Source organism: Pseudocitrobacter vendiensis (assembly GCF_943590815.1).
Lineage (GTDB): Bacteria > Pseudomonadota > Gammaproteobacteria > Enterobacterales > Enterobacteriaceae > Pseudocitrobacter > Pseudocitrobacter vendiensis.
In genome coordinates this window covers 39014-56907 of record NZ_CALSBS010000017.1, presented here as the reverse complement: position 1 = coordinate 56907, position 17894 = coordinate 39014, and the positions used below count along the sequence as shown (strand labels likewise).

14 protein-coding genes are annotated in these 17894 nt (G+C 57.1%); 4 read left to right on the top strand and 10 right to left on the bottom strand.

Annotated features, from left to right (window positions below):
- Nucleotides 1–30 precede the first annotated feature (30 nt).
- The 5 genes from pncC to mltB form a co-directional block, all read right to left on the bottom strand.
- Nucleotides 31–528: a nicotinamide-nucleotide amidase gene (gene pncC, locus NMC31_RS17075; RefSeq protein WP_253898591.1), complete on the bottom strand. Its 498-nt coding sequence runs from the start codon at nt 526–528 to the stop codon at nt 31–33.
- 136 nt (nt 529–664) lie between these two features.
- On the bottom strand, nt 665–1543 hold the full coding sequence (locus NMC31_RS17070) for a metal ABC transporter substrate-binding protein (protein ID WP_253898590.1): 879 nt from the start codon (nt 1541–1543) through the stop codon (nt 665–667).
- Nucleotides 1540–2415, bottom strand: coding sequence for a metal ABC transporter permease (locus tag NMC31_RS17065; protein WP_253898589.1), 876 nt, complete (start codon nt 2413–2415; stop codon nt 1540–1542). The genes NMC31_RS17070 and NMC31_RS17065 overlap by 4 nt, the downstream gene beginning before the upstream one ends.
- Nucleotides 2412–3098, bottom strand: a complete 687-nt coding sequence (locus NMC31_RS17060; protein ID WP_253898621.1) for a metal ABC transporter ATP-binding protein — start codon at nt 3096–3098, stop codon at nt 2412–2414. Before NMC31_RS17060 ends, NMC31_RS17065 begins: the two co-directional genes overlap by 4 nt.
- A 197-nt stretch (nt 3099–3295) precedes the next feature.
- Complete coding sequence (gene mltB / locus NMC31_RS17055) at nt 3296–4378, bottom strand: lytic murein transglycosylase B (protein ID WP_149463448.1); 1083 nt, start codon at nt 4376–4378, stop codon at nt 3296–3298.
- Nucleotides 4379–4607: 229 nt separating this feature from the next.
- Between mltB and gutQ the strand changes: the two genes are divergently transcribed.
- Complete coding sequence (gutQ, locus tag NMC31_RS17050; RefSeq protein ID WP_253898588.1) at nt 4608–5582, top strand: arabinose-5-phosphate isomerase GutQ; 975 nt, start codon at nt 4608–4610, stop codon at nt 5580–5582.
- On the opposite strand, the gene norR is transcribed toward gutQ, so the two are convergent.
- The gene (norR, locus tag NMC31_RS17045; protein ID WP_253898587.1) at nt 5579–7099 is read right to left on the bottom strand and encodes a nitric oxide reductase transcriptional regulator NorR; all 1521 of its coding nucleotides are present in this window, start codon (nt 7097–7099) and stop codon (nt 5579–5581) included. The two genes, gutQ and norR, sit on opposite strands and share 4 nt — an antisense overlap.
- 186 nt (nt 7100–7285) lie before the next feature.
- Between norR and norV the strand changes: the two genes are divergently transcribed.
- Nucleotides 7286–8728 (top strand): anaerobic nitric oxide reductase flavorubredoxin, encoded by a 1443-nt coding sequence (gene norV / locus NMC31_RS17040; RefSeq protein WP_253898586.1) that lies wholly within the window; start codon nt 7286–7288, stop codon nt 8726–8728.
- Nucleotides 8725–9858, top strand: coding sequence for an NADH:flavorubredoxin reductase NorW (gene norW, locus NMC31_RS17035; RefSeq protein WP_253898585.1), 1134 nt, complete (start codon nt 8725–8727; stop codon nt 9856–9858). Before norV ends, norW begins: the two co-directional genes overlap by 4 nt.
- Before the next feature lie 254 nt (nt 9859–10112).
- Here the strand turns inward: norW and hypF are convergent, their stop codons facing one another.
- From hypF to NMC31_RS17015, 4 genes are all read right to left on the bottom strand, one after another.
- On the bottom strand, nt 10113–12329 hold the full coding sequence (gene hypF, locus NMC31_RS17030; protein WP_253898584.1) for a carbamoyltransferase HypF: 2217 nt from the start codon (nt 12327–12329) through the stop codon (nt 10113–10115).
- A gap of 3 nt (nt 12330–12332) precedes the next feature.
- A complete protein-coding gene (gene fdhF, locus NMC31_RS17025; protein ID WP_253898583.1) occupies nt 12333–14483 on the bottom strand; it encodes a formate dehydrogenase subunit alpha in 2151 nt (716 codons plus the stop codon).
- A 36-nt stretch (nt 14484–14519) separates the two neighbouring features.
- A complete protein-coding gene (gene hydN / locus NMC31_RS17020; RefSeq protein ID WP_015963289.1) occupies nt 14520–15065 on the bottom strand; it encodes an electron transport protein HydN in 546 nt (181 codons plus the stop codon).
- Between the two features lie 144 nt (nt 15066–15209).
- Nucleotides 15210–16223: a LacI family DNA-binding transcriptional regulator gene (locus NMC31_RS17015; RefSeq protein WP_253898582.1), complete on the bottom strand. Its 1014-nt coding sequence runs from the start codon at nt 16221–16223 to the stop codon at nt 15210–15212.
- Nucleotides 16224–16447: 224 nt separating this feature from the next.
- Here NMC31_RS17015 and ascF point away from each other — a divergent pair, with 224 nt between their 5' ends.
- Entirely contained in the window at nt 16448–17887 is a 1440-nt protein-coding gene (gene ascF, locus NMC31_RS17010; RefSeq protein WP_253898581.1) for a PTS cellobiose/arbutin/salicin transporter subunit IIBC, read from the top strand.
- Nucleotides 17888–17894: the final 7 nt, after the last annotated feature.

The following is a 17894-nucleotide window of genomic DNA, read 5'->3' as shown; positions in this document are numbered from 1 at the left end:
GAAGCAATTATACTGTATGGTCATACAGTATCAAGTGTTTTGTAGAAATTGTTGCCAGAGCAGTTGTAAGGCAAATGCCGTGGCCTGTCGGCGTACCGATTCCCGGTCGCCCGCAAAGCATTCACGCTGGGTTACACCTTGTCCGGCGGCACTTGCCACGCCAAACCACACGGTGCCGACAGGCTTCTCATCGCTACCGCCATCCGGCCCGGCAATGCCGCTAACCGATACCGCATAAGAGGCACGCGCTGCCCGTAACGCGCCCACGGCCATTTCGACCACGACCGGTTCGCTCACCGCGCCGTGCTGTTCCAGCGTCACCGCACTGACGCCAATCATTTGTGATTTAGCTTCATTACTGTAGGTGACAAAGCCGCGCTCAAACCACGCGGAACTTCCCGCGACATCGGTCAGGGTTTTGGCAATCCAGCCACCGGTGCAGGATTCAGCCGCGGTTACCGTTGCGCCCTGCGCCTTCAGCGCTTGCCCGACCTTTTCACTCAGTTGAAATAATTCGCTGTCAGTCATCACCCCTCCTATCAGGTAGATATCTGTCGGACAAGATAGCACTTTCCCAACACAGATGGGGGCGAGGTGTCGATTTTACGAGGGGGGTTCAGAAAAAGTGGAAAATCCCCCGATGGAGCCTGGGGGATGACAGTCATTACTGCATGCTTTTGACAATAGTATCTACGTTATGCCGCACCATATTCACGTAGCTGTCCGCCACACCGCCCGGTTTTGATAACGCTTCAGGATAGAGCTCGCCACCCGCCTGCGCACCGGTGGCGGATGCAATCTGTTTGACCAGGCGCGGATCAAGCTGGTTTTCCATAAACCAGGTATGCACACCGTCGGCCTTGATTTGTTTAATCAACGTGCCGACATCCGCCGCGTTCGCTTCGCTTTCCGATGACAGCCCCTGCGGCGACAGGAAGTCCACCTGATAGGCTTTGGCAAAATAGCCGAATGCATCGTGACTGGTCAGCACCTTACGCTTCTCGCGCGGAATGGGGCTGAAACGCTGCTTCACCCAGCTATCCAGCGCCCTGAGCTTAGCGACATATTTCGCACCGCGGGCTTTAATGACGCTGGCGTCCTGCGGGTCAGCTTTGGCGAGCCCCTCGGTAATGTTCTGCGCATAAATAACGCCGTTCGCCACGTTATTCCAGGCGTGCGGGTCCGTCACCGTTTGTCCGTCTTCCTCCAGCGTTTGCGTGGCAATGCCCTGAGAGGCAACGACCAGTTGGCCTTTAAATCCAGACGCTTTGACTAAACGGTCAATCCACCCTTCCAGCCCCAGACCGTTCACCACCACCACATCCGCTTTACTCAGCAATGCGCTCTCTTTCGGCGACGGCTCAAAAGTATGCGGATCGCCGTCCGGCCCCACCAGCGTCGTTACCTTCACCACATCGCCCCCAACCTGCTGCGTGATATCGCCCAGCACCGAAAAACTGGTGACCACATTGAGCGTTTTCGCCATCGCACCCTGCGCGATTAACCCCAGCACCAGCGCCAGAATTACCTTCTTCATTTTCATACCATCCCCTCAGTTAAAAGCGCTCGCAAGCGATAAGCCAGCCTGCTGCGCGTGCCAAAAATCAGCGAAAAAAGAAAAATCAGACTGGCGGTCAGCACAATAGCCGGCCCGGCCGGAAGGCTAGCCGCCCACGAGAAGCTCAGCCCAATCCAGGCACAAAGCACGCCGCAAAGCCCCGCCAGCCCGAGCATAGCGGGCAGAGTCTGTGCCCAGCAGCGGGCCGCTATTGCGGGCAGCATCATCACGCCCACCGCCATCAATGTACCGAGCACCTGAAACCCGGCCACCAGGTTCAGCACCAGCAGAGCGAGGAATAAACCGTGTAACGCTGATGGCAGCCAGCGGGCATTCACCTGCAACCAACTGCTGTCGAACGCTTCAACCACCAGGCCGCGATAACACACCGCCAGAGCGATCAGCGTGATGCTGGCCACCAGCGCGACAAACAGTGCCGAAGGTCCGTCTACTGCCAGAATCGAGCCAAACAACAAATGCAGCAGATCGACGTTTGAGCCGCGCAGTGACACCAGCGTCACGCCCAGCGCCAGCGAGCCCAGATAGAATCCGGCAAAACTGGCATCCTCCTTCAGCAGCGTGCGGCGACTCACCCAGCCCGCCCCCAGCGCCACGGCGATCCCTGCCACGAAACCGCCGATCGTCATTGCCAGCAATGACATTCCATTCATTAAATAGCCCACAGCAACGCCGGGCAGAATGGCATGCGACAAGGCATCGCCCATTAAGCTCATTCGCCGCAACAGGAGAAATACGCCCAGCAGCGTGGTGCTCAGTGAGAGCGCGAGGCACACCATCAGCGCCCGACGCATAAAGCCAAACTCGATAAACGGTTGAAAAAAGGTATGCCAGATCATGCTGACCTCGCGGGTAACATCGGGGATATTTCGCGCACACCGCCCAGCTCAAGCACCTGCGGAAAAAAGCGCGCTACTTTTTCGCTGTCATGCAGCACCGCCAGCACCGTTTGCCCATGCCGCTGCATATCCAGGATCAGCGACATCAGCATCTCAGTCGTCGTTTCATCGACGCCGGTAAAGGGTTCATCCAGCATTACCAACGGGGCCTGCTGCACTAAGATTCGGGCAAAAAGCATGCGCTGAAACTGGCCGCCGGATAAACTGCCTATCGCTGTTTTCGCCAGCGACAGCAACCCTACCCGATCCAGCGCGTCAGCTACGCGTCGGCGCACCATCCGATCAATGCCGAAACACAATGAGATGCGCGGCCATACCCCCTGGCACACGACGTCCTGCACCGTTACCGGAAACTGCTGATCGAGCGCCTGCCGCTGCGCCAGCCAGCCGATAACCGGGCGACGCGTCTGCCAGTGCACACGCCCGCTTACAGGCGGAATAAATCCGGCGACGGTTTTTAGCAGCGTCGATTTACCGCAGCCATTCTCACCCACAATCGCCATCAGGCTGCCACGCGTAATGCATCCATCAATAGGCGGCGCAATCGCCTCGCCGTCATAGCCGACAAGAAGGTTATCCAGCACAATCATGGCAGTGATACCGCCCACCAGGTGACCAGCCAGATAAACGCCAGCAGCAGGCATACGCCCGCCAGGCGTTTCAGGCTGGAGAGGGAGAAAAGCGAAGATGACATCAATAGCGCCCCAATGTTTATGTTATAACATAACAATAAACAGCGAGCAGATGAATGTAAATCCTTGTCAGCGCCTGAGGGTGTATCGAAATGTAACTCCCCTCCCGGATGGGAGGGGAAGAAGGATTACTGAACGCGAGCCAGTGCGACAGCCTGACCAAGCTGCCAGACAGCCATCGCATAGTGCGTACTGTGGTTATAGCGGGTGATGGTGTAGAAGTTCGGCAAGCCGTACCAGTACTGATAACCGGTGCCGACATCCAGACGCAGCAGGCTGGCCTGCTGATGATTGCCCAGCGAATTCATCGGCGTCAGCCCTGCGGCAGCAAGCTGCGACACACTGTATTTAGTTTTAAAGCCGTTTTCCAGCCCCGGCGCCTGGCCCATCGCCTGCACCGCCACCTGGTCGCCCTTCACCCAGCCGTGCTGTTTGAAGTAGTTTGCCACGCTGCCAATGGCATCTTCAGGATCCCACAGGTTGATGTGCCCATCGCCATTAAAATCAACGGCATACTGTTTGTATGAGGACGGCATGAACTGGCCGTAGCCCATTGCGCCTGCGAAGGAACCTTTCAAATCAAGCGGGTCATCGCTTTCATCACGCGCCATCAGCAGGAAGGTTTCCAGTTCGCCAGAGAAGTACTCCGCGCGGCGCGGGTAGTTAAAGGAGAGTGTCGCCAGCGCATCGAGGATACGGGTTTTGCCCATCACGCGGCCCCAGCGGGTTTCAACGCCGACAATGCCGACGATAATTTCCGGTGGCACGCCGTACACCTGCCATGCGCGTTTCAGCGCCGCTTCATGTTGATTCCAGAACGCGACGCCGTTTTGTACGTTGTCCGGGGTGATAAACTGTTTGCGATAGCGCAGCCACGCGCCGTTTGGCCCACTCGGCGGTAGGCCGGTCGGTGCCTGGCGATCCATCAGACGCAACACATAATCGAGACGCTTCGCCTGGGAGAGAATTTCGTGCAGTTGTTGTCGGTCAAAGCCATGCTTGCTCACCATCTTATCGATGAACTGCTCTGCCGCCGGGTTGTTAGCGAAATCACCGGTCGGGATCAGCGCATTGTGCTGCGGCTCCAGCAGGAAGCCGCCGGATGGCGTGCCAGCCGTTGCCGGTGCGGCGGCGGTGGTTTTTGGTTTGCTGCTACAGGCAGCGAGCAGGACACACAGGGGCAGTAAGGCGATATAACGACGCTTCAACATGGGACATCCATTTAACAATATCGGCAAGAGGTAATTATGGTAAAGCAATCGCGACGCCTCAAGGAAGCGCCATCACGCGTTGCAAAGAAAAAAACTTCACCCTAAGCAAAACGCCCAGACCTTGATCGCGCTATTGGTATTGAAGATACGAATTCAGTACCCTTACGCGCGCATCGGTAAACGCCGATCCCTACACCTTTGACATACAAAAATGACAGGATGCAACGCCATGATTGCGGACAACACTTTTTTACTGGAAGCGGGCCGTCAAACGCTAATGCTGGAACTTCAGGAAGCCAGTCAGCTTCCGGACCGCCTGGGTGATGACTTTATCAAAGCCGCCGAAGCCATCATTAATTGCAAAGGCAAACTGATTGTTTCCGGCATCGGAAAATCGGGCCATATCGGTAAAAAACTCGCCGCAACCTTTGCCAGCACCGGTACACCCGCGTTCTTTGTTCACCCGGCTGAGGCGCTGCACGGCGATTTAGGCATGGTGGAAAGCCAGGACGTGATGCTGTTTATCTCCTACTCCGGCGGCGCGAAAGAGCTGGATCTCATCATCCCGCGACTGGAAGAAAAATCCGTTGTTCTGCTGGCGATGACCGGAAAATCCCACTCGCCGTTGGGTTTAGCGGCAAAAGCGGTGCTGGATATTTCCGTGGAACGTGAAGCCTGCCCGATGCGTTTAGCCCCCACTTCCAGCACTGTGAATACGCTGATGATGGGCGATGCGCTGGCGATGGCCGTAATGCAGGCCCGTGGTTTCAATGAAGAAGATTTCGCCCGTTCGCATCCGGCTGGCGCACTGGGCGCGCGCTTGCTGAATAAAGTGCATCATCTGATGCGCCGCGACGCCGACGTGCCACAGGTGAGTATTCACGCCAGCATCATGGACGCGATGCTCGAACTGAGCCGCACCGGGCTCGGCCTGGTTGCCGTATGTGATGAGCAGTTGCAGGTGAAAGGCGTATTTACCGACGGCGACCTGCGCCGCTGGCTGGTGGGCGGTGGCGCACTGGCAGATAACGTCAGCCTGGCGATGACGGTAAATGGCACGACGCTGAATGCGCAGAGCCGCGCCATTGATGCCAAAGAGCAATTGATGAAGAAAAAAATCAGCGCCGCGCCGGTGGTGGATGACAACGGCCAACTGGTCGGCGCAATCAACCTGCAGAACTTCTATCAGGCAGGCATTCTTTAATCCTTCATTCCCAGACGTTTCGCCAGCCGATGCAGGTTGGCGACGTCTGTCTCCAGCGCCCGTGCGCTGGCCGCCCAGTTGTTGCTGTTTTGCGCCAGCGCCTGGCGGATCATCTCGCGCTGAAAATGTTCGGTAGCATCGCGAAGGTTGTGACACGCAGGTAATACCGGCGCTTCACTTTCCATTACTGGCGCCACCATACTCTCTTCAAACGCAAAATGCTGCGCTTCGAGGATCACTTCGCCACCGCTGCGCGTTGCGCGCGCCAGCACTACCGCGCGATGAACCGCATGTTCCAGCTCACGCACATTGCCCGGCCAGCCATAACTCTGTAAATGCGCCCGCGCCCCGGCGCTTAAAATCACCCGCGACAACCCGAGACGTAACCGACACTGTTCGCAGAAATAGCCCGCCAGCAGCACCACATCATCACCACGTTCACGCAGCGGTGGAACGGAGAGCGGGAAGACGCTCAGACGATGGAACAGATCGGCACGAAAACGCCCGGCCAGCACCTCTTCGCGCAGGTCGCGGTTGGTGGCCGCCAGCACGCGCACATCGACGCGCAGGCTACGGTCATCGCCGACGCGCTGTATATCGCCATACTGCAATACGCGCAGCAATTTGGCCTGCAACGCCAGAGACAGTTCGCCAATTTCATCGAGGAATAGCGTACCGTTATCGGCCATTTCAAACTTACCGCTACGGTTGCTGATTGCCCCGGTAAACGCGCCCTTTACATGGCCAAAGAGCTCACTTTCCGCCACGCTTTCCGGTAGCGCCGCACAGTTGAGATAGACCAGCGGGTTAACCGCACGCGGAGAACCTTCATGAATGGATTTCGCCACCAGTTCCTTCCCGGTACCCGTTTCGCCACTAATCAACACATTGAGATCGGACGCCGCGACGATTTCTATCTCTTTTTTAAGCTGCATCATGTACGGAGACAGGCCAATCATGTCGGTGCTGGCGACAGGTTCAAACGCTGCAGGCGCCCCCGGCAACATATTCTGGCTTTCCAGTTGTTCAATCAGAAGCGCATTACTCAGCGCCCCGGCAGCCAGCGCGGATATCAGGCGCAGTTCCTCATCGCTGAAGACATCAAACTGCTCCGGCTCCATCGCATCCAGCGTCAACGCGCCGATCAGGTTCTGCCCGGCAAACAGCGGCAAGCCGACGCAGGCGTGCACTTTCAGGCTCTCCTGGCCGGGAATTAAACCATCGTAAGGATCGGGCAAATCACTGTCTGCCGGGAAGCGGACGACATCCCCGGCGCGGGCAATGGCCTCAAGACGCGGGTGCCCTTCCAGCGTAAAGCGACGACCCAGCACATCCTGCGCCAGCCCATCGATGGCCAGCGGAACAAACTGACGTGCGTCATAGCGCAGTAATGCCGACGCGTCGCACTCCAGCACCTGACGCAGCGTGGTGATTAAACGCTGAAAGCGGTCCTGATGCCCGATCCCGCGTTGTAGCTCAATGGCGATATTCGCCAGCACATCGACCGAAAAACTCATCACAACCTCATTGTCGTTTTGACAATGCATATTGTCATATTGACTGTATCAATAACAGTCATTTTGACAATAAAAATGCACACAAAAACATTAAACACATATAAAACAACATGTTAAAAAGTTGGCACGCGACCTGCAATAAGCAAAACATCTTTTTTAAAAACACTGCATTTGATTGAGGTTGCTATGTCTATTCTGGTTAAAAATAACATTCATTGGGTTGGCCAACGTGACTGGGAAGTGCGTGATTTTCACGGTACCGAATATAAAACACTGCGTGGCAGCAGCTACAACAGCTATCTGATCCGTGAAGGTAAAAATGTCCTGATCGACACCGTTGACCACAAATTCAGCCGCGAATTCGTGCAGAATCTGCGCAGCGAAATCGACCTGAACGACATCGACTACATCATTATTAACCACGCGGAAGAAGACCACGCCGGTGCGCTGACCGAGCTGATGTCTTACATCCCGAACACGCCCATTTACTGCACTACCAACGCCATTGATTCCATCAACGGCCACCACCACCATCCGGAATGGAATTTCCATACGGTGAAAACCGGCGACAGTCTGGATATCGGTAACGGCAAACAACTGGTCTTCGTTGAAACCCCGATGCTGCACTGGCCGGACAGCATGATGACTTACATGACTGGCGACGCGGTTCTGTTCAGTAACGATGCTTTCGGCCAGCACTACTGCGACGAACGTCTGTTTAACGACGAAGTGGATCAGACCGAACTGTTCGAACAGTGTCAGCGCTACTATGCCAATATCCTGACGCCGTTCAGCCGTCTGGTGACGCCAAAAATTACTGAAATCCTCGGCTTCAACCTGCCGGTCGATATGATTGCCACCTCACACGGTGTGGTATGGCGTGACAACCCGACGCAAATCGTTGAGCTGTATCTGAAATGGGCGGCCGATTATCAGGAAGATCGCATCACTATTTTCTACGACACCATGTCAAACAACACCCGCATGATGGCGGATGCGATTGCTCAGGGTATCAACGAAGTTGACCCACGCGTAGCGGTGAAAATCTTCAACGTCGCCCGCAGCGATAAAAACGAAATCCTGACCAACGTTTTCCGTTCCAAAGGCGTGCTGGTCGGTACGTCAACCATGAACAACGTGATGATGCCGAAAATTGCCGGCCTGGTGGAAGAGATGACGGGCCTGCGTTTTCGCAACAAACGCGCCAGCGCGTTCGGTTCACATGGCTGGAGCGGCGGCGCGGTTGACCGTCTCTCTACTCGTTTGCAGGATGCGGGCTTTGAAATGTCACTGAGCCTGAAAGCCAAATGGCGTCCTGACTTCGACGCGCTGGAAGTGTGCCGCGAACACGGTCGTGAAATCGCCCGCCAGTGGGCACTTGCGCCGCTGCCAGAGGTGAGTGCCAAAGTCACAACCGCGCAGGAAGAATGCGCCTGTGCCGCAGCCGCTGACCTCGGCCCAAGCATGCAGTGCAGCGTCTGCCAGTGGATTTACGATCCGGCAAAAGGCGAGCCGAACCAGGATGTTCAGCCGGGGACGCCGTGGAGCGACGTGCCGGATAACTTCCTGTGCCCGGAATGCTCACTGGGTAAAGACGTCTTCGACGTACTGGCCACGGAGGCAAAATGAATAATGGCATCGTGATCATCGGGTCGGGCTTTGCGGCCCGCCAACTGGTGAAAAACATTCGCAAACAGGACGCTGCCGTGCCGCTGACCTTGATCGCCGCCGACAGCATTGATGAGTACAATAAGCCAGACCTCAGCCACGTCGTCAGCCGGGGGCAAACCGCCGCCGACCTGACGCTGCAAACGGCAGGTGAGTTTGCCGAGCAGTACAATCTGAACCTCTTCCCGCAAACCTGGGTGAGCGACATCGACGCACAGGCCAAAGTGGTGAAAAGCCAGGACAGAGAGTGGCGCTACGACAAACTGGTACTGGCGACGGGCGCATCGACCATCGTCCCGCCGGTTCCCGGAAAAGAGCTGATGCTGACCCTCAACAGCCAGCAGGAGTTCGGGGCCGCGCAAAGCACCCTGCGTGATGCGCAGCGCGTACTGATTATCGGCGGCGGCCTGATTGGCAGCGAACTGGCGATGGACTTCAGCCGTGCAGGTAAAGCGGTGACGGTGGTGGATAACTCCGCCTGCATTCTGGCGTCACTGATGCCGCCGGAAGTGAGCAGCCGTCTGCAACATCGTCTGACCGACATGGGTGTGCATCTGCTGCTGAAAACCCAGTTGCAGTCGCTGGAGCAAACAACATCCGGGATTGTGGCGAAGTTTGACCGCCATCGTCAGGTTGAAGTGGATGCCGTTGTTGCGGCCACTGGCTTGCGCCCGGAAACCGCGCTGGCGCGTCATGCGGGTGTAGAGATCAATCGTGGCGTGAAGGTCAACAGCGCGATGCAGACCAGTAACCCGGATATCTACGCGCTGGGTGATTGCGCGGAGATCAACGGGGCCGTGCTGCCCTTCCTGCAACCGATTCTGTTAAGTGCGATGTGTCTGGCGAAGAATCTGCTCGGCCAGAATGGCGAGCTGAAGTTACCGCATATGCTGGTGAAGGTGAAAACGCCGGATCTGCCGCTACATCTGGCGGGGGAAACGCGCCGTCAGGATCTGGACTGGACTATCGCCACCAGCGCACAGGGCATGCTTGCTCAGGGCTATGACGACAACCAGCAACTTCGCGCGTTTGTGGTGAGTGAAGAGAGAATGAAGGAGGCGTTTAGCCTGTTGAAGTTATTGCCGAATTGATTTGCTATGCCATTGCTGAACTTAACCTTGCTCGCGAATTTTGCAGAGCCCTTCTTAACCTCAGATACATGGACGTATCGCGTCTGATTTTTGCCCCGGTCGCCGGGGCTTTTTTTGGGCTCCGTGCGCGCGTTGTTGTCGGGTGGCGGCTACGCCTTACCCGACCTACCTATTTGCACCATCAGACAAGCCCAAACCACTCGGCATTACGCGCACGACCCGTAGGCCGGATAAGGCGCAGCCGCCATCCGGCATCACGCGCACCGGGCCGCTGCCACCACCGCCTGCCCGAACGCAATTGCCCCATCGCCTGCGGGCAAACTGTGTGGGAAAAGCAGCGTAAAATCAGCCAGATGGTGCTGTAACCGCGCACGCAGCAGCGCGTTATGCAGCACGCCGCCAGCAAATGCCAGCGTTGAGATGCCCCGCGCCTGCGCTTCGCGACGCATCATACCGCCCAGCCCCTGCGCCAGCGCATCGTGAAACACCCACGCTTTCTCCGCCGGGCTGGCCTGCCAGCTCAACCACTGCGGCCAGAATTCTGCAAGGTCGAACCGTTCACTTTGCAGCGGATGTTCGACGCCGGTACACGTCGCCGCCAGCGCTTCCAGACGACAAGCCGCCTCACCTTCATAGCTCAACGTCAGCGGCGCACAGCCCAGCGCGCAGGCCACCGCATCAAACAATCGCCCGCACGATGACGCGCGCGGCGCATTAATACCGCGCTCAATCGCCCGCGCCAGCAGAGGCCAGTTTTGTTCGCGCACGATGGCGGTTTCCGGATAACTTTCCCACTCCGGCACAAACGCCAGGCAGTGCGCCAGCAGGTTACGCCACGGCTGACGTGCCGCCAGGTCGCCCCCCGGCAGCGCTACCGCAGGCAGGCCGCCAAGATGTTCACACTCGCGGTAGTTCACCCGCAGACATTCACCGCCCCACAATGCACCCTTTTCCCCCATGCCAATGCCGTCCAGCGCCAGCGCAACCACATCACCGCCGTCCAGCGGCCAGTTGTGTTCCGCCAGGCACGCGGCAATATGCGCATGATGATGAAGCACCGTTTGATGGGGTAAATCGCGGGCCGCAGCCCACTGCGATGAGTGGTAGCCAGGATGCGCATCCGCCACCACCGCCTGCGGGGTAAAATCGTAGATAGCCTGCATCAAACGCAGCGACTGCTGCCATTGCGCCTCGACACCTTCATCCGTGAGATCGCCAAAATGCTGGCTTAACACCGCCTGCTCGCCGCGTACCAGGCAGAAGGTATTTTTGAGATCTGCCCCCAGGCAAAGCATCGGCGGAATATCGTGAAAACCCGGTGGCAGTGGAATGGCATCCGGTACATAGCCGCGCGACCGGCGTAGCATTTCGCCGTTTTGCCGCACCACCGAGTCATCCATCCGCTGCACAATATCGCGATTATGCAGCAAAAATCCGTCGGCGATATCTGCGAGTTCCGCCAGTGCCAGCGCATTGGTCAGGGCTGGGGGCTTACCGCTAAAGTTCCCGGATGTCATCACCAGTGGGCGATTAAACGCCTGCATCAGCAAATGCTGAACAGGGTTAGCCGGGAGCATGATGCCCACTTCTGCCAGCCCCGGCGCGATGTCATCACACAAGCCGCTGACGCAGGATTTATCCACCAGCACAATCGGTGCTGCCGGGGTGCGCAGTAATCGGCTGGCGTCATCGGGGAGATTCATCGTATTGGGGAGCATCACCGCCAGCGGTTTCGCCGGGCGATGCTTACGGGCGCGCAGCGTCGCTACCGCGCGGGCATTGCCCGCATCACAGGCCAGATGAAAACCACCCAGCCCTTTGATCGCCACAATGCCGCCCGACGTGAGAAGCGTAATCGCCGCCTGTAGCGCCGCCTCGCGGTGCAGCGGTTCGCCTTCGGCATACCACGACAGCCACGGGCCGCACTCGGCGCAGGCCACAGGCTGGGCGTGAAAGCGACGATCGTAAGGATTGCGGTACTCCGCCTCGCAGGCAGAGCACAGCGGAAACGCCGCCATCACCGTCAGGGGACGGTCATAGGGCATGGCGTTAATAATGGTAAAACGTGGGCCACAGTGGGTACAGTTGATAAAGGGATAACGATAACGGCGCTCCTGCGGGTCATTCATCTCCGCAAGACACGCCGGGCAGGTTGCCGCATCCGGGACAATCTGCGTGCTCATCGCCCCCGCGCCGCTCTCGCGGATCACAAAGTCGTCTGGCACGCTCTGCCACACATAAGGCTGAACCTGCGTCTCATCAATGCGCGCTAAAGGCGGGCAGTGTTGATGAAGCGCGGCAAGGAAATCCGCTTCCTCGCCCAGCAAACGAACGAGCACCCCCGCACCGTCGTTGCAGACATCGCCCACGCGCGCCTGCTGCTGAGCCAGCTGCCAGACAAAGGGGCGGAAGCCCACCCCCTGTACTTTACCGCGAATGCGGATTTCGACGCCGTTATGCGTTATCGTCATTCATTACCCTGCCACCGCCTCACGCAGGCGGGATTTCATCGACTGGTAGCTTTCCAGCGCGTAGTTTTCCGCCCAGTTTTGATCCTCAATCGCACTGATATTCACCGCACAGTACTTGGTTTCCGGCGTTTTAGAGATGGGATCGAGGTTGTCCTGGGTCAGTTCGTTACAGGCGCCAATCCACCACTGGTAGGTCATATAGACGCTGCCATGATTGATACGCTCGTTGACGTTGGCACGCGTGATCACTTTACCGCGACGCGACGCCACCCACACCAGTTGTTTGTCTTTTACGCCCAGCTTCTGCGCATCCTGCGGGTTGATTTGCACAAAGCCTGGCTCATCGGCCAGCGATTGCAGCGCCGCACAGTTACCGGTCATCGAGCGGCACGAGTAGTGCCCTACTTCGCGTACGGTGCACAGTACCAGCGGATATTGATCATCCGGGCATTCGGCTGGCGCACGCCACGGCGCGGCAAACAAATGACCTTTGCCATCCGGGGTGTCAAACTGATTACCTGCGTAAAGATACGGCGTGCCTGGGTGATCGAGCGTTGGACACGGCCACTGAACGTGCCCCATGTCGCCCATTTTATCGTAAGTCACGCCAAAGAAGAGCGGGCAAAGCTCACGCATTTCGTCCCAGATTTGCTGGTTATTGTCGTAATGCATGGGGTAGCCCATTTCCTGGGCAATCAGGCTGATAATTTCCCAGTCGCGTTTGACGTTATATTGCGGTTCGATTGCTTTTTCGAAACGCTGGAAGCCACGGTCAGCACAGGTGAAGACGCCGCCGTGTTCGCCCCAGGAGGTAGCGGGCAGCAGCACATCGGCCTGCTCGGCGGTTTTGGTCATAAAGATGTCCTGCACCACCACGAAATCGAGTGCTTCGAACCCTTTGCGCACCAGGCCTAAGTCGGCTTCGGTTTGCAGCGGATCTTCGCCCATGATGTAGTAGGCTTTCAACTTCCCTTCCAGCGCCAGATGCGGCACTTCGGTAATGCGCACGCCCACTTTGTCATCCATCAGGCTGGCGTCAATACCCCATGCTTTGGCGAATTTCGCCCGCACGTCGGCATCGACCACGTCCTGATAACCGGGGAACTGGTTAGGGATCACGCCCATATCGCACGCGCCCTGCACATTATTCTGACCACGCACCGGGCCGACGCCGACATGTTCACGACCCAGATTGCCGGTGAGCAGCGCAAGCGTTGCCAGCCCTTTGACCACATCCACGGCCTGACCAAACTGAGTGACGCCCATGCCCCACATAATGGTGGCGCTGGGAGCCGCCGCGTAGGTACGCATCGCCTGACGAATCTGTTGTGCCGTCACGCCGGTCAGTGCTTCCACCGCTTCCGGCGCATAATCTTTCACGATTTCACGCAACTCATCGATACCGGTGGTGTAGCGCGCAACATATTCTTTGTCGTAGAGATTTTCTTCCAGCAGTACATGGGAAAACGCATTGACCAGCGCCATGTTGCAGCCGTTTTTAATTTGCAGATGTTGATCGGCGATACGCGCGGTTTCAATACGACGCGGGTCGCAGACGATAATTTTCGCGCCTTTCTCTTTGGCCTTGATCACGCGACGCGCCACGATAGGGTGAGAATCGGCGCAGTTGTAGCCAAAGACCAGCAGACAGCTTGAGTGTTCAATGTCTTCGATGGAGTTACTCATCGCGCCGTTGCCCAGTGCTTCCTGCAAGCCCGCTACAGAAGGCCCGTGGCAGACGCGCGCGCAGCAGTCGACGTTATTGGTGTTCAGCACGCCGCGCGCAAATTTTTGCATCACATAGTTGGTTTCATTCCCGGTACCGCGCGATGACCCGGTGGTCATAATGGCGCGCGGGCCGAATTTCGCTTTGATCTCACCTAAGCGTTTTGCCGTATAGCGGATGGCTTCATCCCAGCTCACTGGCGTCAACTTGCCGCCTTTTTCATAGCGGATCATCGGCTGCGTCAGGCGCGGCGTCAGCAGTTTGGTATCGTTCAGGAAATCCCAGCCGTAATAGCCTTTCAGGCACAGCTCATGCTGGTTAGTTTTCCCGTCGGCCGCTTCCGCGCGGATGATTTTATTGTTGTCGACAACCAGCTTCAGTTTGCAGCCAGCACCACAATACGGACAAACACTTGTAATTTTTTTCATCAGTAACAGACCTGTTAAAAGTGAAACGGAGGATCATTAAAACGACAGAGAAATAGAGGTATCGAGCGCAGCGCGACGACGTTTTTCGGCACTGATTTGCTCAAGCTTGTCGCGGTCAACGCAGAAAATGGCGTGCGTCGGGCAGGCTTCCATACAGGCCGGGCCTTGCTCGCGGTGGAAGCACAGGTCACATTTGTTAGCTTCGGCTTTTTCGGCACGCACGTTGAGGCCCGCGCCGCTGTTGCGTACAACCGGGCGAACGACCACTTCCATCGCGCCATACGGGCAGGCCACGACGCAGGTTTTGCAGCCGATGCAGCGTTCCTGCATCACATGGACAAAGCCTTTTTCACGGCGAATTGCGCCGTTCGGGCAGACGTTCGCGCACGGTGCGTCTTCGCACTGACGGCACGCGGTCGCGGTAGAAACATTTACGCCTTTGATCACATGAATTCGCGGCAGGAAAGATTCCGGCGTCAGCGCGGCGCAATCCTGTTCGGCCTGGTGGCTGACCACGCACGCCACTTCGCATGTCCGGCAGCCTATACATTTACTCGCATCTGCAATGATGAAACGGTTCATCAAATTCTCCAGCAATGACAATGAATGAGCCGGAGAATGCATTATTCGCGCCAACTTTTAGGTAACTGTTTATTAAGTATTTTTTATTTGGAACGCGGTGTCTAACCCTGTCATCGTCACGAGTGACGATGACAGGTGACGAGATTACCCCTGCGGGCCTGCCCCCAGAGAGTCGCGCGCGATAAGCTCGCCGAGGAAGGAAGGTTGTGGTTTGAATTCGCCGCCGTCGAGCATGAAAATCAGGCGATGGATGATCTCCTGAATCATCTCTGTCACCGGAATTCTAACGCTGGAGAGCGATGGCAGCATGTACGGCGCAAGCGCGATATCATCAAAACCGACGACGGAGACCTGCTCCGGCACGCGCAGGCCGCGCGACTGAAGCTGTTTCATCGCCCCGATGGCCATGTCATCGTTGCTGGCGACCACCGCGCTAAAGTTAACGCCGCGCTCAAGCAGCATATCAACACCTGCCGACCCCGTCGCTGGCGTCCATTTCCCTTCCACAATCAGCGCATCACGCAGTGGAAGATGGTGTTCAGCTAAAGCGGCCTTGTAGCCTGACAAGCGTTCAATGCCGGTTGGCGAATCAAGCGAACCGGTGATAAACGCGATATCGCGATGCCCCTGTTCAATCAACTTTTCCACCGCATTCTGGCTGGTACGCGCCTGGTCGCAGTAAACACAATGACTGGCGTTACGGCGCAGGCGACGGTTAAGCACCAGCACCGGCTGTTCATGCTGCTGAATAAGTTCGTCGATTTCGTCAACGCTGAGAAATCGCGGGTAGATAATGATGCCGTCACAACGCATATCGAGCAGATACTGAATCGCCGCCCGCTCCTCTTCCGCACTGTGTTTACCATCGGCGAGGATCAACTGACGGCCCTGATTTTCGGTCATCCGCGCGGCGTGAAACAGTAACTCGCTAAAATAGACGCCATGATACAGGGTGTTGGTGACCACCAGCCCCAGCGTTTGCGTGCGTTTGGTCGCCAGATTGCGCGCCAGCAGATTAGGCCGATAGCCGCTCTGTTCAATCGCCTGCCAGACCCGGTCTTTGGTTTCCTGACCCACATAGCCGTTGCCGGTCAGCACGCGTGAGACCGTCGCTTTCGACACGCCAGCCAGCTTTGCCACCTCCAGCATCGTCGCCATTTCGCTTCCCTCGTCAAAAATGATGGGCAGAAGTGTACTTCAGCCACGGCCCTTTTTCAGCTTTTGCCATACATGGCGATCGTCATCACAAATTTAAAAAAATGAATTTTCACCATCTTGTCAGTTTCCAGGAAACTAATCATGATTTTGTGGAACCGGTTTCCTATGCAACGTTTCATCGCCTGGCGATGAGGACCCTACAGATAAGAACAGGATAGATTCCGATGTCCAAAAACTATGCGGCGCTGGCGAAGTCCATCGTCGATTTACTGGGCGGCGTCAGTAACATCAGCGCAGTGACCCATTGCATGACGCGTCTGCGCTTCGTGCTGAAAGACGATTCTCTGGTGGACAGCGCCGCGCTGAAAAGTCTGCGCGGCGTGCTCGGCGTAGTGCGCAGCGATAACCAGTGCCAGGTGATCATCGGCAACACCGTTTCCCAGGCGTATCGGGAAGTGGTGAGTTTACTGCCGGAAAATATGCAACCTGCCGTACCAGAGGGAAAACCGAAGATAACGCTGAAGCGCATCGGCGCGGGGATCCTCGACGCGTTGATCGGCACCATGTCACCGTTGATCCCGGCGATTATCGGCGGATCAATGGTGAAACTTCTGGCGATGATCCTTGAGATGTCCGGCGTGCTCACCAAAGGCACACCCACTCTCACCATTCTGACGGTGATTGGCGACGGGGCATTCTTCTTCCTGCCGCTGATGGTTGCCGCCTCTGCCGCCGTGAAATTCAAAACCAACATGTCGCTGGCGATTGCCATTGCGGGCGTGCTGGTGCATCCGAGCTTTATCGAGCTGATGGCGAAAGCCGCGCAGGGCGAGCATGTGGAATTTGCTTTCGTGCCGGTCACGGCGGTGAAATATACCTACACCGTTATTCCGGCGCTGGTAATGACCTGGTGCCTGTCGTACATCGAACGCTGGGTGGACCGCATCACGCCCGCAGTCACCAAAAACTTCCTCAAACCGATGCTGATTGTGCTGATTGCCGCCCCGCTGGCTATCCTGCTTATCGGCCCGATTGGAATCTGGATTGGCAGCGGCATTTCTGCACTTGTTTACACTATTCACGGCTATCTGGGCTGGCTGTCGGTCGCCATTATGGGCGCGCTATGGCCGCTGCTGGTAATGACCGGGATGCACCGCGTCTTTACGCCCACCATTATTCAAACCATCGCTGAAACGGGTAAAGAGGGCATGGTAATGCCGTCGGAAATCGGCGCGAACCTGTCGCTGGGCGGCTCATCGCTGGCGGTGGCGTGGAAAACCAAAAACCCGGAACTGCGCCAGACGGCGCTGGCTGCGGCGGCCTCGGCAATTCTGGCGGGCATCTCTGAACCGGCGCTGTACGGCGTGGCGGTCAGGCTGAAACGCCCGTTAATCGCCAGCCTGATCAGCGGCTTTATCTGCGGTGCCGTTGCAGGCATTGCCGGGCTTGCCAGCCACTCGATGGCGGCGCCTGGCCTGTTCACCAGCGTGCAGTTCTTTGACCCGGCGAATCCGATGACCATTGTGTGGGTCTTTGGCGTGATGGCGCTGGCGGTGGTGCTCTCCTTTATTTTGACGCTGATCCTCGGCTTTGAAGATATCCCGGTCGAAGAAGCTGCCGCCGATGCCCGCGCACGTCAGGCCGCAGCACCAGCAACAGTCTGAATGACAT